Source organism: Paenibacillus sp. F4 (assembly GCF_002894905.1).
Classification (GTDB): domain Bacteria; phylum Bacillota; class Bacilli; order Paenibacillales; family Paenibacillaceae; genus Paenibacillus; species Paenibacillus polymyxa_B.
Genome location: NZ_POVS01000006.1, coordinates 356,588 through 374,306 on the forward strand (window position 1 = coordinate 356,588; position 17,719 = coordinate 374,306).

The window sequence follows — 17,719 nt, forward strand, 5'->3', positions numbered from 1 at the left end:
ACAAGGAGGGAAGGCCATGAAAAAGACACAGATGGACGCAAAAGAGATGATCTCTCTTATGGTGCTGTTTGAGATGGGCACATCCATGATGTCTATTCCCGGAAGGAATGCGGGGAAGGATGCATGGATCGCCATCCTCATTTCCACGGTTTTTGGGGCAATGCTTTTTGTATGCTATGGCAGCCTTCACCGACGCTTTCCCGACTTGCTCATGACGCAGTACTGCAGAACCCTTTTGGGCAAGAAAGCAGGGAGTGCGCTTGCTTTTATATATATCGTGTTTTTTCTTTACGGCGGAGCACGGGATCTTCGGGACACGGGGATACTGATTGCCGACCGGACACTTCAGCATACGCCGTTGACAGTCATCTGTGCCTTGATGATTGGACTTGTGATGTATGTGATGCATCTGGGAATCGAGGTTGCAGGCCGGACGGCCATCATCATGTTGATTTTGCTGCTGCTGCTGGGCCTGGCTACGAATATATTGATTTTGTTGGCAGGCATTGTGGATGTAGGCAATATATTGCCCATAGCCGAGCATGGCTGGCAGCCGATATGGCAAGTTGTTTATTCGCAAGCCGTGATGCTCCCGTACGGCGAGATGGTTACGTTTGCTATGATCCTCCCCACATTAAAAAAGGGCTACCGTGCCAATGGGGTAGGGGTGACCGCTGTATTGTTGGGGGGGCTGCTCCTGTCTGTTGTTACATTGTCCAATGTGCTTGCACTGGGAGAGAACGTGTTCAAACGGGCGAATTACCCGCTGCTCTCGATGATCAGTAAGGTAGAAATATCCGATTTTATCGACAGGGTAGATGTCATCGGCGTCATGACCGTTATTATTTTTGATTTTTTCAAAATCTTCATCTTCTATTATGCGGCGGTTAAGGCTGCGGAGGATGTATTAAGAATATCTTACCGTAAATTGATCCTGCCGTTTGGGCTGATCATGCTCGTTTCTTGCGTATTGATGGCTTTGGGCTATCAACACCATCTTGTAATAGGCGAGTTTGTGCTGAAATGGCTGTTTCCGATATTTGCCGTGTTTTTTCCTTTCTTGCTGCTTATCGTGTCATGGCTGAAAAAGACTCGGAATAAAAAAGGAGAGGAGAATGCGTCGTGAGTCAACGTTTTGCCAACAAAACATATATCAGCACCGGGCAAATGCACATTCTCATGTTCCATTTTATTCTGGGAAATGCGATCATTATTAATTTAAGAAATGAATATGAACGGGATACATGGATTGCCCAGCTCATTGCTATGATTCTCGGGATCGTATTGTTCCGAATGTACACCTATACCGCAGACATGTTTCATTTACGTGGCGAGACGGAACTGATTCGTGTTTCCGTACTGGAAAGAACGCCAAGTCCGGTCGTCGCCTTTCTGATGGTTATATGTGCAATGTATGTCCTCTGGCTTGGCTTTGAAGTGTTGGCTCGTACAGAACAAATATTTGTTGTAGTGTTAGTCATCGTTATTGTCTTGGGAAATACATTGTTAATTTTATTGGGCAGCATTCGTCTGGAAGAGCTGATGCCCGTAATGAGTCAGGGCCTTAAGCCCATACTCAGTTCAGTGACCAGGGAACGTCTGGCTTTTCCATACGGTGAAATGATTTGCTTTATGATGTTTATCCCTTGTGTACATAAGCCTTCACAAGATGACCAGAGCAGGTTATGGGGGCATTTTAGCTGGGGGTATCGTTTTAATTGAAGTCGCAATATTAAATGTAACCGTGCTGGGTACGGCTATAACAGAGCGCTCTATTTTTCCATTACTTAAGTACATTTGCGAATGTACAGCTTTCGGAATACGTGCAGCGTCCAGATGTCATTATACTGATGTCCGTTATCATTGGAGACTTTTTTAAAGTGGCTTTGTTTTTTATGCGGCCGCGGTGGGGATATCCGATATATTTGGTTTACCCTATCGAAAGACGCTGCTCTCTTGCGGTATCCTTGTTTTACTATGGTCCCAGATAGGGGGGGCCAAGCCTGAGTGAGCATTTTGAATTTGGGCGATAGTTCCTAATCTATATTCATCCATTATTTGTTTACCTTTTCCCCGTTCTGTTTTTTCTGATTGCTCTGGTGCGAAGAAGCAGAGTTAGAAGAGGGAACTCTCAGAAAACGTGACCATCGTGAGAAAAGGAAGCGAAATGCGTTTCCTATTTGCTTTTTGCCCGCGTTTACAAAGAGCAAAAGGAGCATTCCTGCCAAGACGATATATTCGGATGGACGCATAGTGCTAAAAGCCAATGCCATGGGCTCCCACGGGGTATGAGTACCGAATAGCCAGTTCACTAGCAGAATGGTGCCGAGCATAAGTATCATAAAGAGTGTAAATATCCACAGTACCTTCATAAAATATCCCTCCGATGTGTATGAGCATGTGTATGAGCTGAGCATGTACCATGTATACATTGTGTTGCAAAGCCGTTCAATTTATCCGATCCCATTGACTTGAAATAAATTAAGATTTATACTTATTCTAAATTGATATTTATTATGATTGTAAGTTTGTAATTAATATAATCTGCGTTGATTAAGGGAGATGCGCTATGAGAACTTTAAATTTAACTTCGCAGCGCCAAGCGGTATATGATGTGGTTCGTGAAGCCCACGATCATCCTACTGCGGCCGATGTTATGAATCGGTTGATGGAGCGCGGATATAATCTGGCCTATGGAACGGTATATAATTCACTGCGTTATTTGACGGATAAGGAATTAATCCGTGAATTGAAGCTGGGGGAAGCTGCTAGTCGTTATGACGGACGGATGGACGATCATCAACATATTATTTGTCAGGTATGCGGCCGGGTAGATGAAGTGATGAGTGAAGTCCCACATGATTGGATTGACACGGTTGCGCATGAAACGGGGTATAATATTGCCCATGCCCATGTCGTATTCGGAGGAGTGTGTAAGGAATGTCAAAGCAAGCGAATCAGATAACGAATCGTTTCAAAGTGGCTGACATGCCTAGACGGGTGAAGGGCAGTTGGACATCGATGTTAGCAGCTCCCTCTACACCTACGGTGCAGACCGTTCCCTCCAATGAGCCTTTGTATTGTCCGACTACACGTCGTATCATTCTGATCAGTTCGGTACCAGGTGTAGTTCACGGGTTGGTGCGTACGCTATCAGATGCGTGTTTTGATGTGATGGTTTTCCATCGCTGGGAGCCTGAAGTGCAGCGTCATCTAGGAAGCGATCTGTTGATTTACGATTTGACCGCCACCGAACCACAGAGTGAATTACTGGATATTCGCAATCGTCTTGAGGTAGAACACATGAAAGACACACCGGTTATGTACGTGGTTCAGGATCGGGTGTCTGTACATGCTCATGAGCTGCTTCCTTCAGAAGAGGTGCTGGTGTGGCCGCTGGCTTCCAATCATATGGTGCATGACATTGAACGGATGATTGTACGCCATCCAGCCGCTTCCCGTCAGGCAGCGCAAGCCAGCCGTCGTACGGTGTTCAAGGACATCTGGATTGACCGAGATAAAATGCTGGTATATAAAGAAGAGAGTCAACTGAATCTGACTAAAACAGAATACGATTTGCTGCTGAAGCTGATTGATGCTCAAGGCAAAGTGATCTCTCGCGAGCAAATGATGCACGATATCTGGGAGACGGATTTTGTAGGCGGCAGTAACGTTGTAGATGTGCATGTCAAAAGTTTGCGCAAGAAGCTAGATGATCGACCTGCGGAACCTGAATATATTGCAACCGTAAGAGGTGTAGGATACAGATTGGCAGATTGACCTGAAAGTTATGAATACCGATGAATTTCCGCCGGATGGAGACATTCGGCGGTTTGTATATGATTCCATGAAGAAACTGACATTAGGTGTGACGGTTGACTTTAGCCGGATATATACACTACAATCGGTAGTGTGAGGTGCTTCTTATGAAACGACTGAATTTTAAAGCTGGCGAAACCGGGCTTAACCGATTTTTCGGGCCTCTGGAAGCCAAGATTATGGATATTTTATGGTCCACTTCGGATCGGAGTATCAAAGAAGTGCAGACCGCGTTGGAGGGGGATCGGGACTTTAACTTCAATACGGTAATGACCGTGATGAACCGTTTAGTGGACAAGGGAATACTGAGTAAGAGTATACGTGGGAGAACGTCTTTATATCGTCCAGTTTTAAGCAGGGAAGAGTTCATGGATGAGCAATCCAAGGGACTGAGTCACGAATTGGTGGATGAATTTGGTCCGCTTGCTGTCAATCATATGATTGATGCTCTGGAGGTGGCCGATCCGAAGTTGATCGAACGTCTGGAACAAAAAATTAAACAATGGAAAAAGGATATGTAGCGATGTGGAAAACACGTTCTAAATTACTGTTTACAGCAGGCGCCTTGATTTCGGGTTTCGCCCTTATACAGATGGGTATGTACGCCGGGCAGCATGTTTTCGGCTGGAAATTGAATTATAACGTGTTTCAAATTTGCAGAAGTTTGTTGCAGCACTACGGAATCGGCTACATGGTGGATGCGCTCAGCGGGTTGGTTTTCGTTACCTTTGCTATCGCCGGAGGAGAAGCAGTCAGACAGTGTATGGCTACCAGGGCAGCTTTTCGCAGACTGCACCGAATGCGTGACCTCTCTCTGACCGAAGCACTGGGTGAGCGATATCGTGAACTCGGGATCGATCGGATATGGGTCATTGATTATGCCAAGCCAGCCGCCTTTACCATGGGATTATGGAAGCCACGCATTGTATTGTCCTCTGCACTATTGTCCGTACTGGACAAGCACGAGGAAGAGGCTGTCATATACCACGAAGCCTATCATATGAAACATTATGATCCGTTGAAGACCTGGTTGCTGCAAGTGTGTGCTAAACAGCTGTTTTACTTGCCGGTGCTACGTCACATTACCAATCATTATAAGACGGCCCGTGAAATTTTGGCTGATAACGAAGCGATTCATCGAGCTGGTTCACCAGTTGGGATTGGGAGCGCATTGCTCAAGCTTTTGAGTATGACGCCTGCCAATACTCGCCTGGTAAACTCCGCCGCTTGTTCCTCGTTTGCAGAAACGTCCATTAATTATCGTATCTCACGTATTTTAGACCCTCAGCAAGAACCTGTCATTCAAATGCCTTGGCGTTCGATTATGTTTTCCAGCTATGTGCTAGTGATGCTGACACTTATGTTCGCACTGGCGCTAATCTAGTTGGGCAAGATGTTTCTTACGGGTGGCGCTTTTCGCGCTCCCGATTCTCGATGTGCAATACACTACACTGTGTAGTTTTTTTTACAGGGTTTTTATACAATTTAAAAGGAGATGAGCAAATGAATCAAACGCTTATGAATATTGGATTATTGTTGGTACGAATCTTTACAGGGGTTATTTTTATCGTTCACGGTGCACAAAAGTTTCAGGGATTAGACGGAACCTCCGGCTTCTTCCAAAGCATCGGACTCCCTGGTTGGATGGCCCCTGTGGTCGCTACGGTTGAGCTGGTTGGAGGAATTGCACTGGTTCTGGGTATCGGAACACGACTGGCTGGAGCGGCATTGACCATTGTTATGATTGGTGTATTACTAACGGCTAAAAAAGGACAGCCTTTTGGCTCGATTGAATTTGATCTGCTGATTCTGTTCACCAGTCTTCAGCAAGCGCTTGTCGGTGGACGTTTTCTGGCAGTGGATCAGTTATTTGGCCGTAAAAAGGCTGAAAATAGTAACGTACAGGTCTAAATGTTCATATAACCGCGTCCTTAGTCTCATAGGGCGCGGTTTTTGTTTTTCTCCTTTGTGAAATTTTATTGTAAATCATTTGTTACTTTCAACCGATATAACTAACACTGAATGTAATTCAAATATAATGTTTTATGAGCAAAGGGGAAAAAACATGGGAACAACGCGAAAGAGAAAAACGATATGGACACTCAGGAACAAGCTAAGTTTAGGCTTTTTGCTTGTTTTGCTGATTCCGAGCTTAAGTATTTCCATTTCGACCTATAAATCATCATATAATGCTATGGAGAAACAGCTCCACGGCAGTGCGAATCAGGGGGTAGCGACGGCTAACTCAATTATTGAATACGCAATCGCCAGTAAAATTAAAGATGCGAGTTATTTGGCGGAGCGTCTGGATGGCTCGATGATAGATGGTCGAAATAGCCCTTTGATTCAGCCCAAGCTGATCCAATACAAGGGTTTGCACGAAGATGCGATGGACGTTTTTGTCGGTACACCAGAGGGCTTGATGATCCGGGGGGTGCCCAAGGAGGATGAAGGGACATTTGACCCTCGCACACGACCATGGTACATAGAAGCGATGAAGCAGCCCGGTAAGGTTGCAATTACGCCTGTTATCATCAATTCATCGGGTATTCCTGTTGTCGTAGTATCTCAGACGCTTTCGGACAAGTCTGGGGTTATCGGGATTTCTCTAAATCTGGAAAGTGTACGTAAACTGGCCTCCATCAAAGTGGGCCAGGAGGGGTATATCGTCATTTTGGATCATACGAAGAAATTTGTAGTCCATCCTACGGCTAAAGCGGGCTCATCTCCTCAGGAGAATTCGCTTGATACGTTGTATACTGCGCCGAGCGGGAACTTCAATTATATGCATGAAGGTCGCGAGAAATATTTGACCTATGTAACGAATACGGATACCGGCTGGAAAATTGCAGGTACCTTCTATCAATCCGAGATTAGCGATGCCACCGCTGCCATGCGTTATGTAACCATTTTCGTGCTGGCTGCCTCACTGGTGATTGCGCTTATCGCGATTTTCCTGATCACCCGTTCTGTTCTGGTACCGATTCGTAAGCTGCAAAAATCAGCAGAACGAATCAGTGAAGGAGATTTGACGGGCGATTTGGAAACTGGAAAAACGGATGAGGTAGGCGAATTGTCTTCTCACTTCCAAACTATGGTCGACAGTTTGCGCACGATGATTCGAAGCGTACACGAAACGACAGATCGGGTAAGTTCTTCAGCGGAGGAGCTGGCTGCGGGTGCAGATCAGACGACCCAAGCGATTGAGCATGTCACCATTGCTATCCAGGAAGTAGCTGTGGGCAGCGAACGTCAGGTGCAGAGCGTCAAGCACGGCTCTATAAATATGGAGGAGCTTGCTCAGCAAGCAGCGAACGTATCCGAGCGTATGGTGGGCGTATCTGAACATGTGAAGATGAACGCCGAGTCGGCTCAGGAAGGCAGTAAGGCTGCTACGCAGGCTGTACAGAAGATGCATGACATCGACGAGACCGTTAACGATCTCGGACAGGCCATGGACTCTCTCAATGAGCGCTCCGGTGAAATCGTGAATATTATCAGCGTTATATCCGGTATTGCCAAACAGACGAATTTGTTAGCTCTGAATGCGTCCATTGAGGCCGCACGCGCTGGGGATCATGGCAAAGGATTTGCCGTGGTCGCTACGGAGGTGCGTAAGCTGGCTGAGGAATCTGCGAAATCGGCTACCTTGATCTCGGATCGCATTGAAGCGATGCAGATGGATATGAATCATGCTCTGGGCGCTATGCATCAAGCGCGAACACGGGTGACGGAAGGCATTGATTCGGTAACCACGTCTGAGCAATCCTTTGCGGAAATTAGCCAGGCCGTGGAACGAGCTATGGAGCATATCAATGACATTACGGGAGTGACTCAGGAAATGGCACGGGGGACTGTAGGCGTCGTAGATATTATGAGCGATATTGCCCACATTTCGGACGAGGCAGCGAGCAACACCGAGTCGATCTCAGCGGCAGCTGAGCAACAGCTCGCTTCTATCGAGGAAATTGCTTCATCTACAGCGGATCTGAGCCAAATGGCAGAGGAATTGCGCGAGCTAGTTGGACGTTTTCAGGTTGAAGGAAAATCCTGATAAGATAAAAAGCGCCCGGATACAGGAGATTGTACTCTGTATCCAGGCGCTTTTTAATGTTTTTAGCATAATTTTTGGTTTGCAGGGTTAGAAGTTAACGTTGGAAGGACTTGCGGCGATCCAGACGGAAACGGACATCCCGTGAGCTGTCGGGAGGACGCAACGAACTTCTCTGAAACATATTGTTCAGAATCAGTGCGAAAATGACCAGCACTGTCCCATATAGTTCAAAACGGCTAATGGCATAACCTTGGAAGTACATGAGTACCAGCGTGGTAATCGGTACAAAGTTAATAAATAGAATTCCGTTCAGTGGAGACAGCTTTCGGATTCCGGCATTCCAGCTAAGCAGGGCAGCTAGCCCTGGGAGGAGGATCATAAAGCTCATTTCGTATTTAACTGACCACACAGCCTGCCAGTCCGGCACCACAATCCAGTTGAAAGCAGAGGCAAATGTGACGACTACGAAGGAGACGAGAGTTCCGAGCAGGCAGGTTAGGGTTGAATACCGAAGAGTAGACCATCCTGCAAAATGGCTGCCTCCCATGGAATATACGACCCATCCGACGACGCCTACGAAAATAAGCAGCAGCGGCAGTAAATGTTGTCCGGCAAGCGTGAAAAAGGTCCATTTTCCGTTCGTGATCACAAGTAAAGCCCCAGCCAGCGCAATCATCATGCTAATTAGTGTATATTTTGGAGGCATTTTACGAGTCATGATCCACACCATCGCAATGGAAATCATCGGCATTAGCACTTCCATTATAGAGGCTACAAGAGTGCCTGCTGCCCCCATCGCGTGCTGTCCCTGGAAAACGGCCATATTATAAATGGTGAATCCCATGGTCCCGAAGAATAACAACGTCTTGCCCTTGCCCTCAAAGCGAAATGCAGTCCGTCCCTCTTTGAGCCACAATAGCATGACTAAAATGAGTGTAACCGATAAATAGCGCAAAAATGAAAAGTACAGTGGATTGATATGTTGTAATGCAATGTGCGAAACCGGAAACATCGCCCCCCAGGACATACTGGCGATTAGGCATAATAAAGATCCGGTCATGATTTGTCTGTTCATGGTGTACAAAAGCTCCTCCTTGCCGGTCTCAGCGGACATATCTTATGGACACATCATAAAGGATAGAAAGCTGTCGGTAAAATGATTGAAAATAAACATTATGATCATTTAAAATGATAATAAGTGACAAGGCGCGTCAATTTTGATGGTCCCTTGTCCTTCACAATAAGGGGGAGCAGTAGTGGATCTGAACGATTTGAACATTTTCCAGACGGTGGCTGCGCATGGCAGTGTCAGCAAGGCTGCAGCCGAGCTTAGCTATGTCCAGTCCAATGTAACGGCCAGAATCAAGCTGCTCGAAAAGGAACTGCAAACGCCTTTGTTTAATAGACATAAGCGGGGAATGATCCTCAATGCCGAGGGCAAGCGTCTGCTGCAATATACGAAAAGCATTTTATCGCAATTTGAGGAAATGAAACATGCGTTTCAGAATACCTCTGCACCTTCGGGGGTACTGGAGATTGGCATTGTGGAGACTGTCATTGCCCTCCCGGCCATTTTACATGCTTACTATAGCAAGTACCCGGATGTCGAGTTGTCCCTCAAGGCCGGGGTTACAGAGTCTCTGGTGCAGGAGGTTGCAGAAATGCGGCTGGATGGAGCTTTTGTGACCGGGCCGGTCAAGCATCCGCTGATTGAACAGTTTGATGTGTTTCAGGAAAAACTGGTCCTCGTATCCCAAGGAGATGACTTTTCTGTCGAGGATCTCACTACCCGTCCGCTCCTCTTATATAAAAAAGGCTGCGGCTACCGGGGACGGCTGGAAACTTGGCTCAAGATGGAGGGGATTATTCCCAAGCAGATTATGGAGTTCGGGACATTTGAGACGATTATCGGCAGTGTGGCGGCTGGTATTGGAATGACTGTTTTTCCCGAATCTTCGATCAGCGGGCTGGTGGCTCAAGGCCTTGTATGCGGTCATGCGATGCCTGAGCCTTACAATGAAGTAACAACGGTGTTTATCCGGCGTAAGGAAGCCTTTGTTACCAGTACTTTGCAGTCTTTTATAGATGAGATTATCACTCAGACAGAGGCGTAGCTTTATCGCTTGGGCTCGGTTACAATGAGAGGGATTTGATCTCATTTTTCTTCCTGAAGGAGGGCTATTATGTTTACAATATATCCGGCGGCTTCCCGATTCAGCTTCGATAAGGGCTGGCTACGGGGAAGTCACAGCTTTTCATTCGCGGAGTATCAGGATGAGAACAATACAGCGTTTGGTCCTATGCGTGTCTGTAATGACGATGTCATCGCACCGGGACGGGGATTTGGGGCGCATCCGCACAGTGATATGGAGATTGTTTCGATTGTGCTGTATGGGGAACTGCGTCATGAAGACAACCGTGGACATGTAGCGGTGACCCGTTTTGGAGGCATTCAGCGAATGTCAGCGGGCCACGGCATCATTCATACGGAGCACAACGCTTCACAAACGGAGGATGTCAGTCTGCTGCAATTGTGGTTTAGCCCGCATACGAGAGGACTGAAACCGTCATATGAGGCTACAGCATTCAATCCTGAGCGTCTTCAAGGTCAGCTTCTGCCTGTCGTTGCCGGAAAGCGCGTACCAGGCACAGAGGGTGAAATAGCTGCAATCAACCAGGATTTAACGATTTATTTAAGCAAGCTTCAGCCTGGAGAGCAAGTAGAATTCACACAGGCCGAGGGTCGGCGCGTGTTCCTGTTCGTCATCGAAGGCTCGCTGCGTGTGAACGGTGAACATATTCTGCAAGGACGCGATTCCGCTCGTATTGAGCAGGAGCCGAAGCTCTCACTGAAAGCAGAAGATTCTGTTTTTTATATGTTGATTGATTTGCCCTAAAAGGAGGTGCGCACAATGGCGCAGCAGGAAACATGGCTGATCAAGCATGCCGTCACGGGACGTAGCTTTGCTGACAGCCGCAAGCAGAGTTTCGATTGTCATTTTGAATCGGTGGACGGTGTGTTTCGCTTTATGCTTCAAGAGTTGCCGCGTGAGACGGCGGAGGCGATTGTGCGTTATAGCGGGGAGTTGAACGTATTTCGTTTTGTAACGCCGGTAGACGACGGACCCGTGGTGAAGCATTGGTATTACGTCACCCCGGAAAGCGTGGAATATCATGATCAGACAGATAAGCTTACGTTCGAAGCTGGTTCTGAGATTGAATACCATCCCGAGGAGTTTTGGGGAGATTAATCATTCCTTTATCATAAATTTTCAGATATATAATGGATTTTCGAAGACTCTGCATCATTGCAGGGTCTTTTTGTTATCCGTTCAATATGTTGAGTTCATTGGATACATAATCCTTTGCAGGCTGGTACATCCTATATGTCATATTATCTGTTCGGCTCATTCGTAAAGGGGGAATAACGATGAAGAAAGGGCGCTTTCCCAAGTTGCCGAAGCCACCGTGGAGCCGGAGAGCGATTCCAGCCGCAGACCGTAAGACACGAAATTCCAATGTGCCTAAAGGACTGCCTGAGTCTTCGTGGCTGGAACAGCCGCTACGTAGCAGTGTGGAAGACAATATGATTGCTTTGCGTGATATTTTCAAGGATTGCTCTGATATCGTCTATCGAGAGCTCATGATTTCCCCTGAACGCAAAGGGTTGTTGGCTTATTTTGAAGGTACGGTAAAATCGGAGGATTTGCAGGATCATATCCTGCGGCCTGTCATTCTGGGCATGATGCTCAAGGACCCTGAAGTGAACGGCAAATTGGAGCCGCTGGATGAAACTCGTATCTCCATGTCCCAGACCAAAACGATGGACGAATGGAAGATGGTATCGGCAGCGATACTGGACGGCAATGCCGCCTTGTTCGTAGATGGCACGCCTCGTGCGTATATTTTTAGCGCCAAGGGGGGCGTTCGCCGTGGCGTAGAGGAGCCACAGACAGAAGCGGTTATTCGCGGACCGCGTGAGGGCTTCACTGAGACTCTTCGCGTTAATACGGCACTGTTACGCTTCAAGCTGAAGACCTCCAAGCTCAAGATGTACAGCATGACCATCGGAACAGAAACTCAAACGAGCGTCGTTCTTACCTATATTGAAGGGATCATAGATTCGAAGCTGGTGGAGGATGTAAAAAAACGGCTCAGCGATATTAAAATTGATGGTGTTCTGGAGACGGGATATATTGAGGAACTGATTGAGGATCATCCGTTTTCACCGTTTCCGCAAATGGAATACACTGAACGTCCGGATACCGTCACTGCGCAGTTACTGGAAGGACGTTTTGCCATTTTTGTAGACGGAACGCCTTTTGCCCTGATTGGGCCAGTCACGATGTGGCAGATGATGCAAGCGAGCGAAGATTATTACGAGCGCTTTTTCATCAGTAATATGGTGCGCTGGATTCGTTTTCTTTTTCTCGTAATGGCTCTCTTTCTGCCCGCATTATATGTAGCGGTGACGACCTATCATCATGATATGCTGCCGACGACGCTCATCTTGAGTATTGCGGCGGCTCGTGAATCCATCCCTTTTCCAGCACTGGTGGAAGCATTGATGATGGAGATTTCATTTGAGGCATTACGGGAAGCAGGGATTCGTCTCCCCAAAACGGTCGGTCAGGCCGTCAGTATTCTTGGCGCGCTTGTAATTGGGCAGTCCGCAGTACAGGCAGGAATCGTATCGGCGCCCATAGTCATTGTTGTGTCGCTCACAGGTATTGCGTCGTTTACTATTCCGCGATTTAACTTTGCTATCACGGTTCGTCTGCTGCGATTTCCCATCATGCTGATGGCGGGTCTATTCGGATTGTTTGGGATCATTATTGCGACAACGCTGATTGCTACGCATCTAACCAAGCTAACATCGTTTGGTGTCCCTTATATGAGCGGATATAGCCCGTACAACCATATGGATCAAAAGGATATCGTCGTCCGTGCGCCTTGGTGGAAAATGACCAAACGTCCTTCCTGGATTGGTAAAGACAACAACAAACGAGCGAAGGAAAAGATGAATGGAACGCCTAAAAGCGAGGAGGGGTGGTGATGAAGCCCAAATCGAATGCACAACAAATGCGTAAAGCGGCTGTGCTCTGTTGTCTGCTGCTGTGCTCTGTTCTCTTGGGAGGATGCTGGGATCGCCGTGAAGTGAACGATGTGGCCTTTGTGATGGGTACCGGGCTGGACAAGGAAGGCGATCAATACCGGGTAACGATGCAAATCGCTCTACCCGGACAACTCGGATCTTCGGGCAGTACAGGAGGAGGGGGAGGTACCAGTGGTACGAAATCCTACTATCTGGAGTCCAAAACAGGTCCAAGCTTTCGAGGAGCAAGTACCGAGGAACAGCGCGGAGTTTCGCGAACACTAAATTACTCCCATCGGAGGGTGCTGCTGTTCGGCGAGGCGCTGGCACGAGAAGGGATTAGCAAAATGATGGATGTACTGGCACGTGTTCCGCAAAACCGTCTGTCGTCCCTGGTTGTTATTACGAAGGGTTCAGCGATGGAAGTGCTTCAGGCAGATGCTCCGATAGAGCAATATCCAGCAGAAATGGTGCGTGAGCTCAATATTTCCTATATGAAAAAACCTCGTTCCGTTAAGCTGTTGATGAATTCCGTCCTGCTGGAAGGCGTTGACCCGGTGGTACCAGTAATGTCTCTGGTGAAGAATGGGCCCCCTAACCTTAAAGACAAGAAAACGAATATTCAGGTCGATGGACTGGCTGTGTTTCGCAAAGACAGGTTAACAGGAATTATTGATAACCACCTCAGTCGGTTTCTGCTTTTGGGTATGGAGCAAGCCAAGGAGACAGAAATATTTATTCCCCCTCCCAAAGGTAAAGGTTACATATCTGTACACCTCATCGAAAATAAAGTCCAAATTAAGCCCCATATTCAAGGGGATGAGATTCGAATGACCATTCATATGAACTGCAATGGGAATGTGAAGGAAAATGAGACGAGTTTCGATATTTCCAACGAGGAAAATTTGAAGTGGCTGGAGCAGCAGACAGCTGAGGAAATTAAGAGGGAGCTGGGAGAGGCTGTTCAGGTGATTCAACAAAAGTATCATTCAGACGTACTTGGTTTGGGCCGGGCTATTATTACGAGTCACCCGGATGAATGGAAACGGATCAAACCCCAATGGGAACAACTATATCCCAAGGTGAAGGTCACCATAAATCCGGTCGTGCATATTGAGAATATCGGTGCGGTCACCAAACCATTCGGGGTCAAAAAGGAGCAAATCCAGAATGAATAAAGTATTTCTGTTACCTTTGGTGCTGGTTATGCTCTTCATGTATCTGATGGACCGTAAAAATATTCACAATGCACCAGCCATCAATCGCTGGGTCTCCCGCGTAATGTATGTTATTAGCATTGGTATCTGGATTTACGGAACATCAACGAAGAGCACCGTTTATGTGGCTACATGGCTTACCACTTTCATTGACATGTGGCTCCCCTCTACGTTGTAAATCGTGTAATGGATGCCTGCGGGCAAAAGGAGGATGTACCTGCATGAAACAGTTCACAACCAGACAAATTGTGCTGCTTGGTGTATTGATGGAGGTCGGTATTACCCTTATACATGCTCCGGCGCAGGCAGCGGATCACGCGAATCAGCATGCTTACTGGACCTGTATAATTGCGGCTATCGTGCTATGCTTGCCGATCTGGGCGATGTTGAAACTCAAACGCCGGTTCCCTGATCAGGATCTGATGCAGGCGATGGTGAGCTCTCACCCTGTGCTGGGCCGTGTGCTGCTTGCAATCTACCTTATTTTATTCCTGATCATCTTTGCGCGGGATTTGAGGATTATTACGGATCAGGTGGAAGTGGTGCTTTTGCCACTGACTCCGATTGTGGTCACTTCTCTTATTGTACTGTTGACTCTGGTATTTATGGCTAAAGGCGGAATAAGCACCATCGTGAATATGACCGAGATTTTTTTGCCGATGTTGATTGTGACGCTGTTGACCATGCCGCTTTTTTTTGGGCGTAATATGGATTTTTCGATGCTGAGACCCTACTTACATCCAGAAGTAGAGGGAGTGATCAAGGGGAGTTGGCGCATGCTGGGTTATATGGCCGATATCATGATAGTCCCCTTTGTGATTTCTGGGAAGAGCTATAATGGGCGTAGTGCGTGGTTTGGGCATTTGCTCGGAACCGCTTTTCTGATTATCCTGGTGCTGCTGTCCGAGTTGGTTATTGGTGTTCCTATCTTGTCACGGCTGTTTTATCCATCGTATGAACTGGTGCGTCAATTGCAGCTAACGGACTTTCTGGATCGGTTCGATTTGTTCGTGGCAGCACTGACCGTACCGACCTTTCTTACGAAGATTGGGGTTGATCTGTACGTTACCAGTTTGGCGGTAAAGCGTATGTTTGCCCAAGCCTGGGGGAGTCTGATGGTTTGGCCCGTAGGTTTGTTAGGTTACGTATGTTCGTTTATGCTGTTCTCCAACATTGTGCAAATTTATGATTTCACCCGGGAGTGGACCGCGGTGATGATCATTTTTTTTGTTATCATGCCTTTGTTGCTATGGATGTTGCTCCGACCCAAATCTAAAGGGAAAGGCGGAGATGATAGGGCATCTAACGGAGAGCGGGATAGCAGTAGTCAGAAAGAAAGCCAGCATGAAGGCAGAATAGGACACGGCCACCTATAAGATTACTGTATTCATCGGAAAAGTAATTCTTATTTGTCTTTTACCCCTCTGATTGTATACTTGGTAGAAAGAAATACGACATCTACAAGGGAGGCAACAGAATGGCACAACGCATGGCAGGTAAGAGAGTCGCTCTTGCTGGTCCCCGTAAAGCAGAAGAAATGGCGCTGCTAGTTGTGAAGATGGGGGGTGAGCCAGTACAGCGCCCGGCCCAGGGTACCGTTTTTCTGGATGATATCGAGCTGCGCAACGCTGTTGTATCGTGGGTGAAGCACCCTCCGGACTGGTACATCTTCACGACAGGTATGGGGCTGGATGCCCTGTTCGATATGGCAGAGGATATGGGCGTGGCTGAGCAGATTATGGAGCTTCTACAATCTTCCAACATTGCAGCGCGGGGCTACAAGACGGTCAATGGACTCAAAAAGCGTGGCTTTACGCCAGCAGTACGAGACGAGGACGGAAGTTTGATCGGATTGACAGGAGCTTTCGCCCCATACGATCTGAAAGGGAAAGAAGTATTGTTGCAACTGCATGGCGATCCAGCCCCACGGTTGGTAAAGTGGTTGGACGAGCAGGGGGCAGTGACCCGCCAGGTACTTCCTTATAAGCATATCCCACCTGAGGAAGCAAAATTGCAGGCGTTACTGGAGGATGTTATCCATCGTAATGTTGATGCCGTTACGTTCACGAGTGGTCCGCAAATTCGATTTTTAGCCCAATATGCGAGAGAGCAAAATCGAATCGAGGATTTACTGGAAGCTTTCCGTGAGGATGTGATTGCTGTATCAGTAGGGAAGGTGACTGCACAGTCCATTGTGGAAGAAGGGATTGATCGAGTCGTGTTTCCAACCGAAGAGCGCATGGGCGCGATGATGGTGGAGCTGGGCAAATATTTTGAGCATAACGATTCGGTGCATGGCTGTGGTCTGAAGATCGTGAATGGTCATTGAAATGAGATAGAAATTATAAATATAGTATGCTAAAAATGAACTTATATTTTTGGATAAAGCGTAAAATAAAGATAAGGGCCTGCGAGGTCTTTATCTTTTTTTATTGGACATGCATCGAGAAAGATTTTTGTTATAGCGAAAATATTTAGCTAATATAATGAATAAGTTTCGATGCATGATACTTAGGACAGGAGCTGAGACGTTAATGAATTCTATTTGTGTATTTGCCGGGTCCAGACCTGGACATTCATCGGTATATGTTGAAGCGGCAGGCAAGCTGGGAGAAGCCATGGCTCGCCATCATATCCGTCTGATCTATGGTGGCTCTAGCAGGGGGCTGATGGGAGAGGTGGCGGATGGAATACTGGCGGGTGACGGTCAGGCCACTGGTATTATGCCTACCCTGTTATTTGATGCAGAGATCATTCATCGAGGAGTTACCGAATTTATTGAGGTAGCAAGCATGCATGAACGTAAAGCGGCAATGAGCGAGATGGCCGATGCGTTTATTGCCCTTCCGGGTGGTTTGGGAACCTTCGAGGAGCTATTCGAAGTATTGTGCTGGGCGCAAATCGGCATTCATCGCAAGCCCATTGGGCTGCTGAATGTGAATGGATATTTTGACCCATTAGTAGAAATGGTGCGTCATAGCGTGCAAGAAGGGTTTACTGGGTCTGAGCATCCAGCGCTACTAAGCATCTCTGCCGACCCGGACGAATTGCTACATATGTTAAAAAATAAAGCAGAGAACTTGAAATAAAGCGTTTTTCGTGCTTGCACAACTGATTGAGGCAAGGTTATGATAAGACCCATAATCAAATAGCGGACAGACAAGGTGCCTTTGCGGTTGAGCAAAGGGTAACAGGGAATCGGGTGCAAATCCCGAGCGGTCCCGCCACTGTAAGGAAGAGGATTTTTTTAAATGGTCACTCGTGAAAAACGGGGAAGACGAAAGAATCTGTTGATGCCAAGCCAGGAGACCTACCTTGATCTGTATGCACCGTTAACCTTCGCGGAGAGGATGGGTGTACGAAATCAGGAAATCAGGCACACGTTGCTTTTTCCATGTTGGTTAGAGGTTTGCGTGGATATGAACGTGCAGCAGCGTTTGAAGCGTAAACAGACAGGTGGAAAACAACGGCAGGCTGGAGGAAGACAAATAGTGTCTTCTTACGCTGTTTGTTCGTCTGATGAGAGATACGTAC

General features: G+C 47.2%; 19 protein-coding genes and 1 riboswitch. Of the genes, 17 read left to right on the top strand and 2 right to left on the bottom strand.

Annotated features, from left to right (window positions below):
• Positions 1-16: 16 nt before the first annotated feature.
• Entirely contained in the window at positions 17-1,126 is a 1,110-nt protein-coding gene (locus tag C1T21_RS04125) for a GerAB/ArcD/ProY family transporter (protein WP_103047494.1), read from the top strand.
• On the top strand, positions 1,123-1,722 hold the full coding sequence (locus C1T21_RS27735; protein ID WP_223821969.1) for a GerAB/ArcD/ProY family transporter: 600 nt from the start codon (positions 1,123-1,125) through the stop codon (positions 1,720-1,722). The genes C1T21_RS04125 and C1T21_RS27735 overlap by 4 nt, the downstream gene beginning before the upstream one ends.
• A gap of 332 nt (positions 1,723-2,054) precedes the next feature.
• Here C1T21_RS27735 and C1T21_RS04135 read toward each other — a convergent pair whose 3' ends face one another.
• A complete protein-coding gene (locus C1T21_RS04135; RefSeq protein ID WP_103047329.1) occupies positions 2,055-2,372 on the bottom strand; it encodes a YczF family membrane protein in 318 nt (105 codons plus the stop codon).
• A gap of 197 nt (positions 2,373-2,569) precedes the next feature.
• Between C1T21_RS04135 and C1T21_RS04140 the strand changes: the two genes are divergently transcribed.
• From C1T21_RS04140 to C1T21_RS04165, 6 genes are all read left to right on the top strand, one after another.
• Positions 2,570-2,965, top strand: a complete 396-nt coding sequence (locus C1T21_RS04140) for a Fur family transcriptional regulator (protein WP_023990809.1) — start codon at positions 2,570-2,572, stop codon at positions 2,963-2,965.
• Positions 2,941-3,780: a winged helix-turn-helix domain-containing protein gene (locus C1T21_RS04145; RefSeq protein WP_103047330.1), complete on the top strand. Its 840-nt coding sequence runs from the start codon at positions 2,941-2,943 to the stop codon at positions 3,778-3,780. The genes C1T21_RS04140 and C1T21_RS04145 overlap by 25 nt, the downstream gene beginning before the upstream one ends.
• A 146-nt stretch (positions 3,781-3,926) precedes the next feature.
• Entirely contained in the window at positions 3,927-4,340 is a 414-nt protein-coding gene (locus tag C1T21_RS04150; RefSeq protein ID WP_039271686.1) for a BlaI/MecI/CopY family transcriptional regulator, read from the top strand.
• 2 nt (positions 4,341-4,342) lie between these two features.
• Positions 4,343-5,203 (top strand): M56 family metallopeptidase, encoded by an 861-nt coding sequence (locus C1T21_RS04155; RefSeq protein WP_103047331.1) that lies wholly within the window; start codon positions 4,343-4,345, stop codon positions 5,201-5,203.
• Between the two features lie 119 nt (positions 5,204-5,322).
• Positions 5,323-5,730, top strand: a complete 408-nt coding sequence (locus C1T21_RS04160) for a DoxX family protein (protein WP_028540751.1) — start codon at positions 5,323-5,325, stop codon at positions 5,728-5,730.
• Positions 5,731-5,884: 154 nt separating this feature from the next.
• Entirely contained in the window at positions 5,885-7,873 is a 1,989-nt protein-coding gene (locus tag C1T21_RS04165; RefSeq protein ID WP_103047332.1) for a methyl-accepting chemotaxis protein, read from the top strand.
• Positions 7,874-7,967: 94 nt separating this feature from the next.
• On the opposite strand, the gene C1T21_RS04170 is transcribed toward C1T21_RS04165, so the two are convergent.
• Positions 7,968-8,948, bottom strand: coding sequence for a DMT family transporter (locus tag C1T21_RS04170; RefSeq protein WP_258012359.1), 981 nt, complete (start codon positions 8,946-8,948; stop codon positions 7,968-7,970).
• 181 nt (positions 8,949-9,129) lie between these two features.
• Here C1T21_RS04170 and C1T21_RS04175 point away from each other — a divergent pair, with 181 nt between their 5' ends.
• The 9 genes from C1T21_RS04175 to C1T21_RS04215 all read left to right on the top strand — a co-directional run bounded on the left by C1T21_RS04175 (position 9,130) and on the right by C1T21_RS04215 (position 17,274).
• Positions 9,130-9,987: a LysR family transcriptional regulator gene (locus tag C1T21_RS04175; RefSeq protein ID WP_023990802.1), complete on the top strand. Its 858-nt coding sequence runs from the start codon at positions 9,130-9,132 to the stop codon at positions 9,985-9,987.
• A gap of 69 nt (positions 9,988-10,056) precedes the next feature.
• Positions 10,057-10,770, top strand: coding sequence for a pirin family protein (locus tag C1T21_RS04180; protein ID WP_103047334.1), 714 nt, complete (start codon positions 10,057-10,059; stop codon positions 10,768-10,770).
• Between the two features lie 15 nt (positions 10,771-10,785).
• Entirely contained in the window at positions 10,786-11,124 is a 339-nt protein-coding gene (locus tag C1T21_RS04185) for a hypothetical protein (protein ID WP_103047335.1), read from the top strand.
• A gap of 179 nt (positions 11,125-11,303) precedes the next feature.
• Positions 11,304-12,929, top strand: coding sequence for a spore germination protein (locus tag C1T21_RS04190; RefSeq protein WP_103047336.1), 1,626 nt, complete (start codon positions 11,304-11,306; stop codon positions 12,927-12,929).
• Entirely contained in the window at positions 12,929-14,146 is a 1,218-nt protein-coding gene (locus C1T21_RS04195) for a Ger(x)C family spore germination protein (RefSeq protein ID WP_103047337.1), read from the top strand. Before C1T21_RS04190 ends, C1T21_RS04195 begins: the two co-directional genes overlap by 1 nt.
• Positions 14,139-14,363 (top strand): hypothetical protein, encoded by a 225-nt coding sequence (locus C1T21_RS04200; protein ID WP_103047338.1) that lies wholly within the window; start codon positions 14,139-14,141, stop codon positions 14,361-14,363. Before C1T21_RS04195 ends, C1T21_RS04200 begins: the two co-directional genes overlap by 8 nt.
• Before the next feature lie 43 nt (positions 14,364-14,406).
• A complete protein-coding gene (locus C1T21_RS04205) occupies positions 14,407-15,561 on the top strand; it encodes a GerAB/ArcD/ProY family transporter (protein ID WP_103047339.1) in 1,155 nt (384 codons plus the stop codon).
• A 101-nt stretch (positions 15,562-15,662) separates the two neighbouring features.
• Positions 15,663-16,514, top strand: coding sequence for a uroporphyrinogen-III synthase (locus tag C1T21_RS04210; RefSeq protein ID WP_069080101.1), 852 nt, complete (start codon positions 15,663-15,665; stop codon positions 16,512-16,514).
• Between the two features lie 205 nt (positions 16,515-16,719).
• Positions 16,720-17,274, top strand: coding sequence for an LOG family protein (locus tag C1T21_RS04215; RefSeq protein WP_103047340.1), 555 nt, complete (start codon positions 16,720-16,722; stop codon positions 17,272-17,274).
• Between the two features lie 57 nt (positions 17,275-17,331).
• Positions 17,332-17,517: riboswitch (cobalamin riboswitch) on the top strand.
• Positions 17,518-17,719 lie beyond the last annotated feature (202 nt).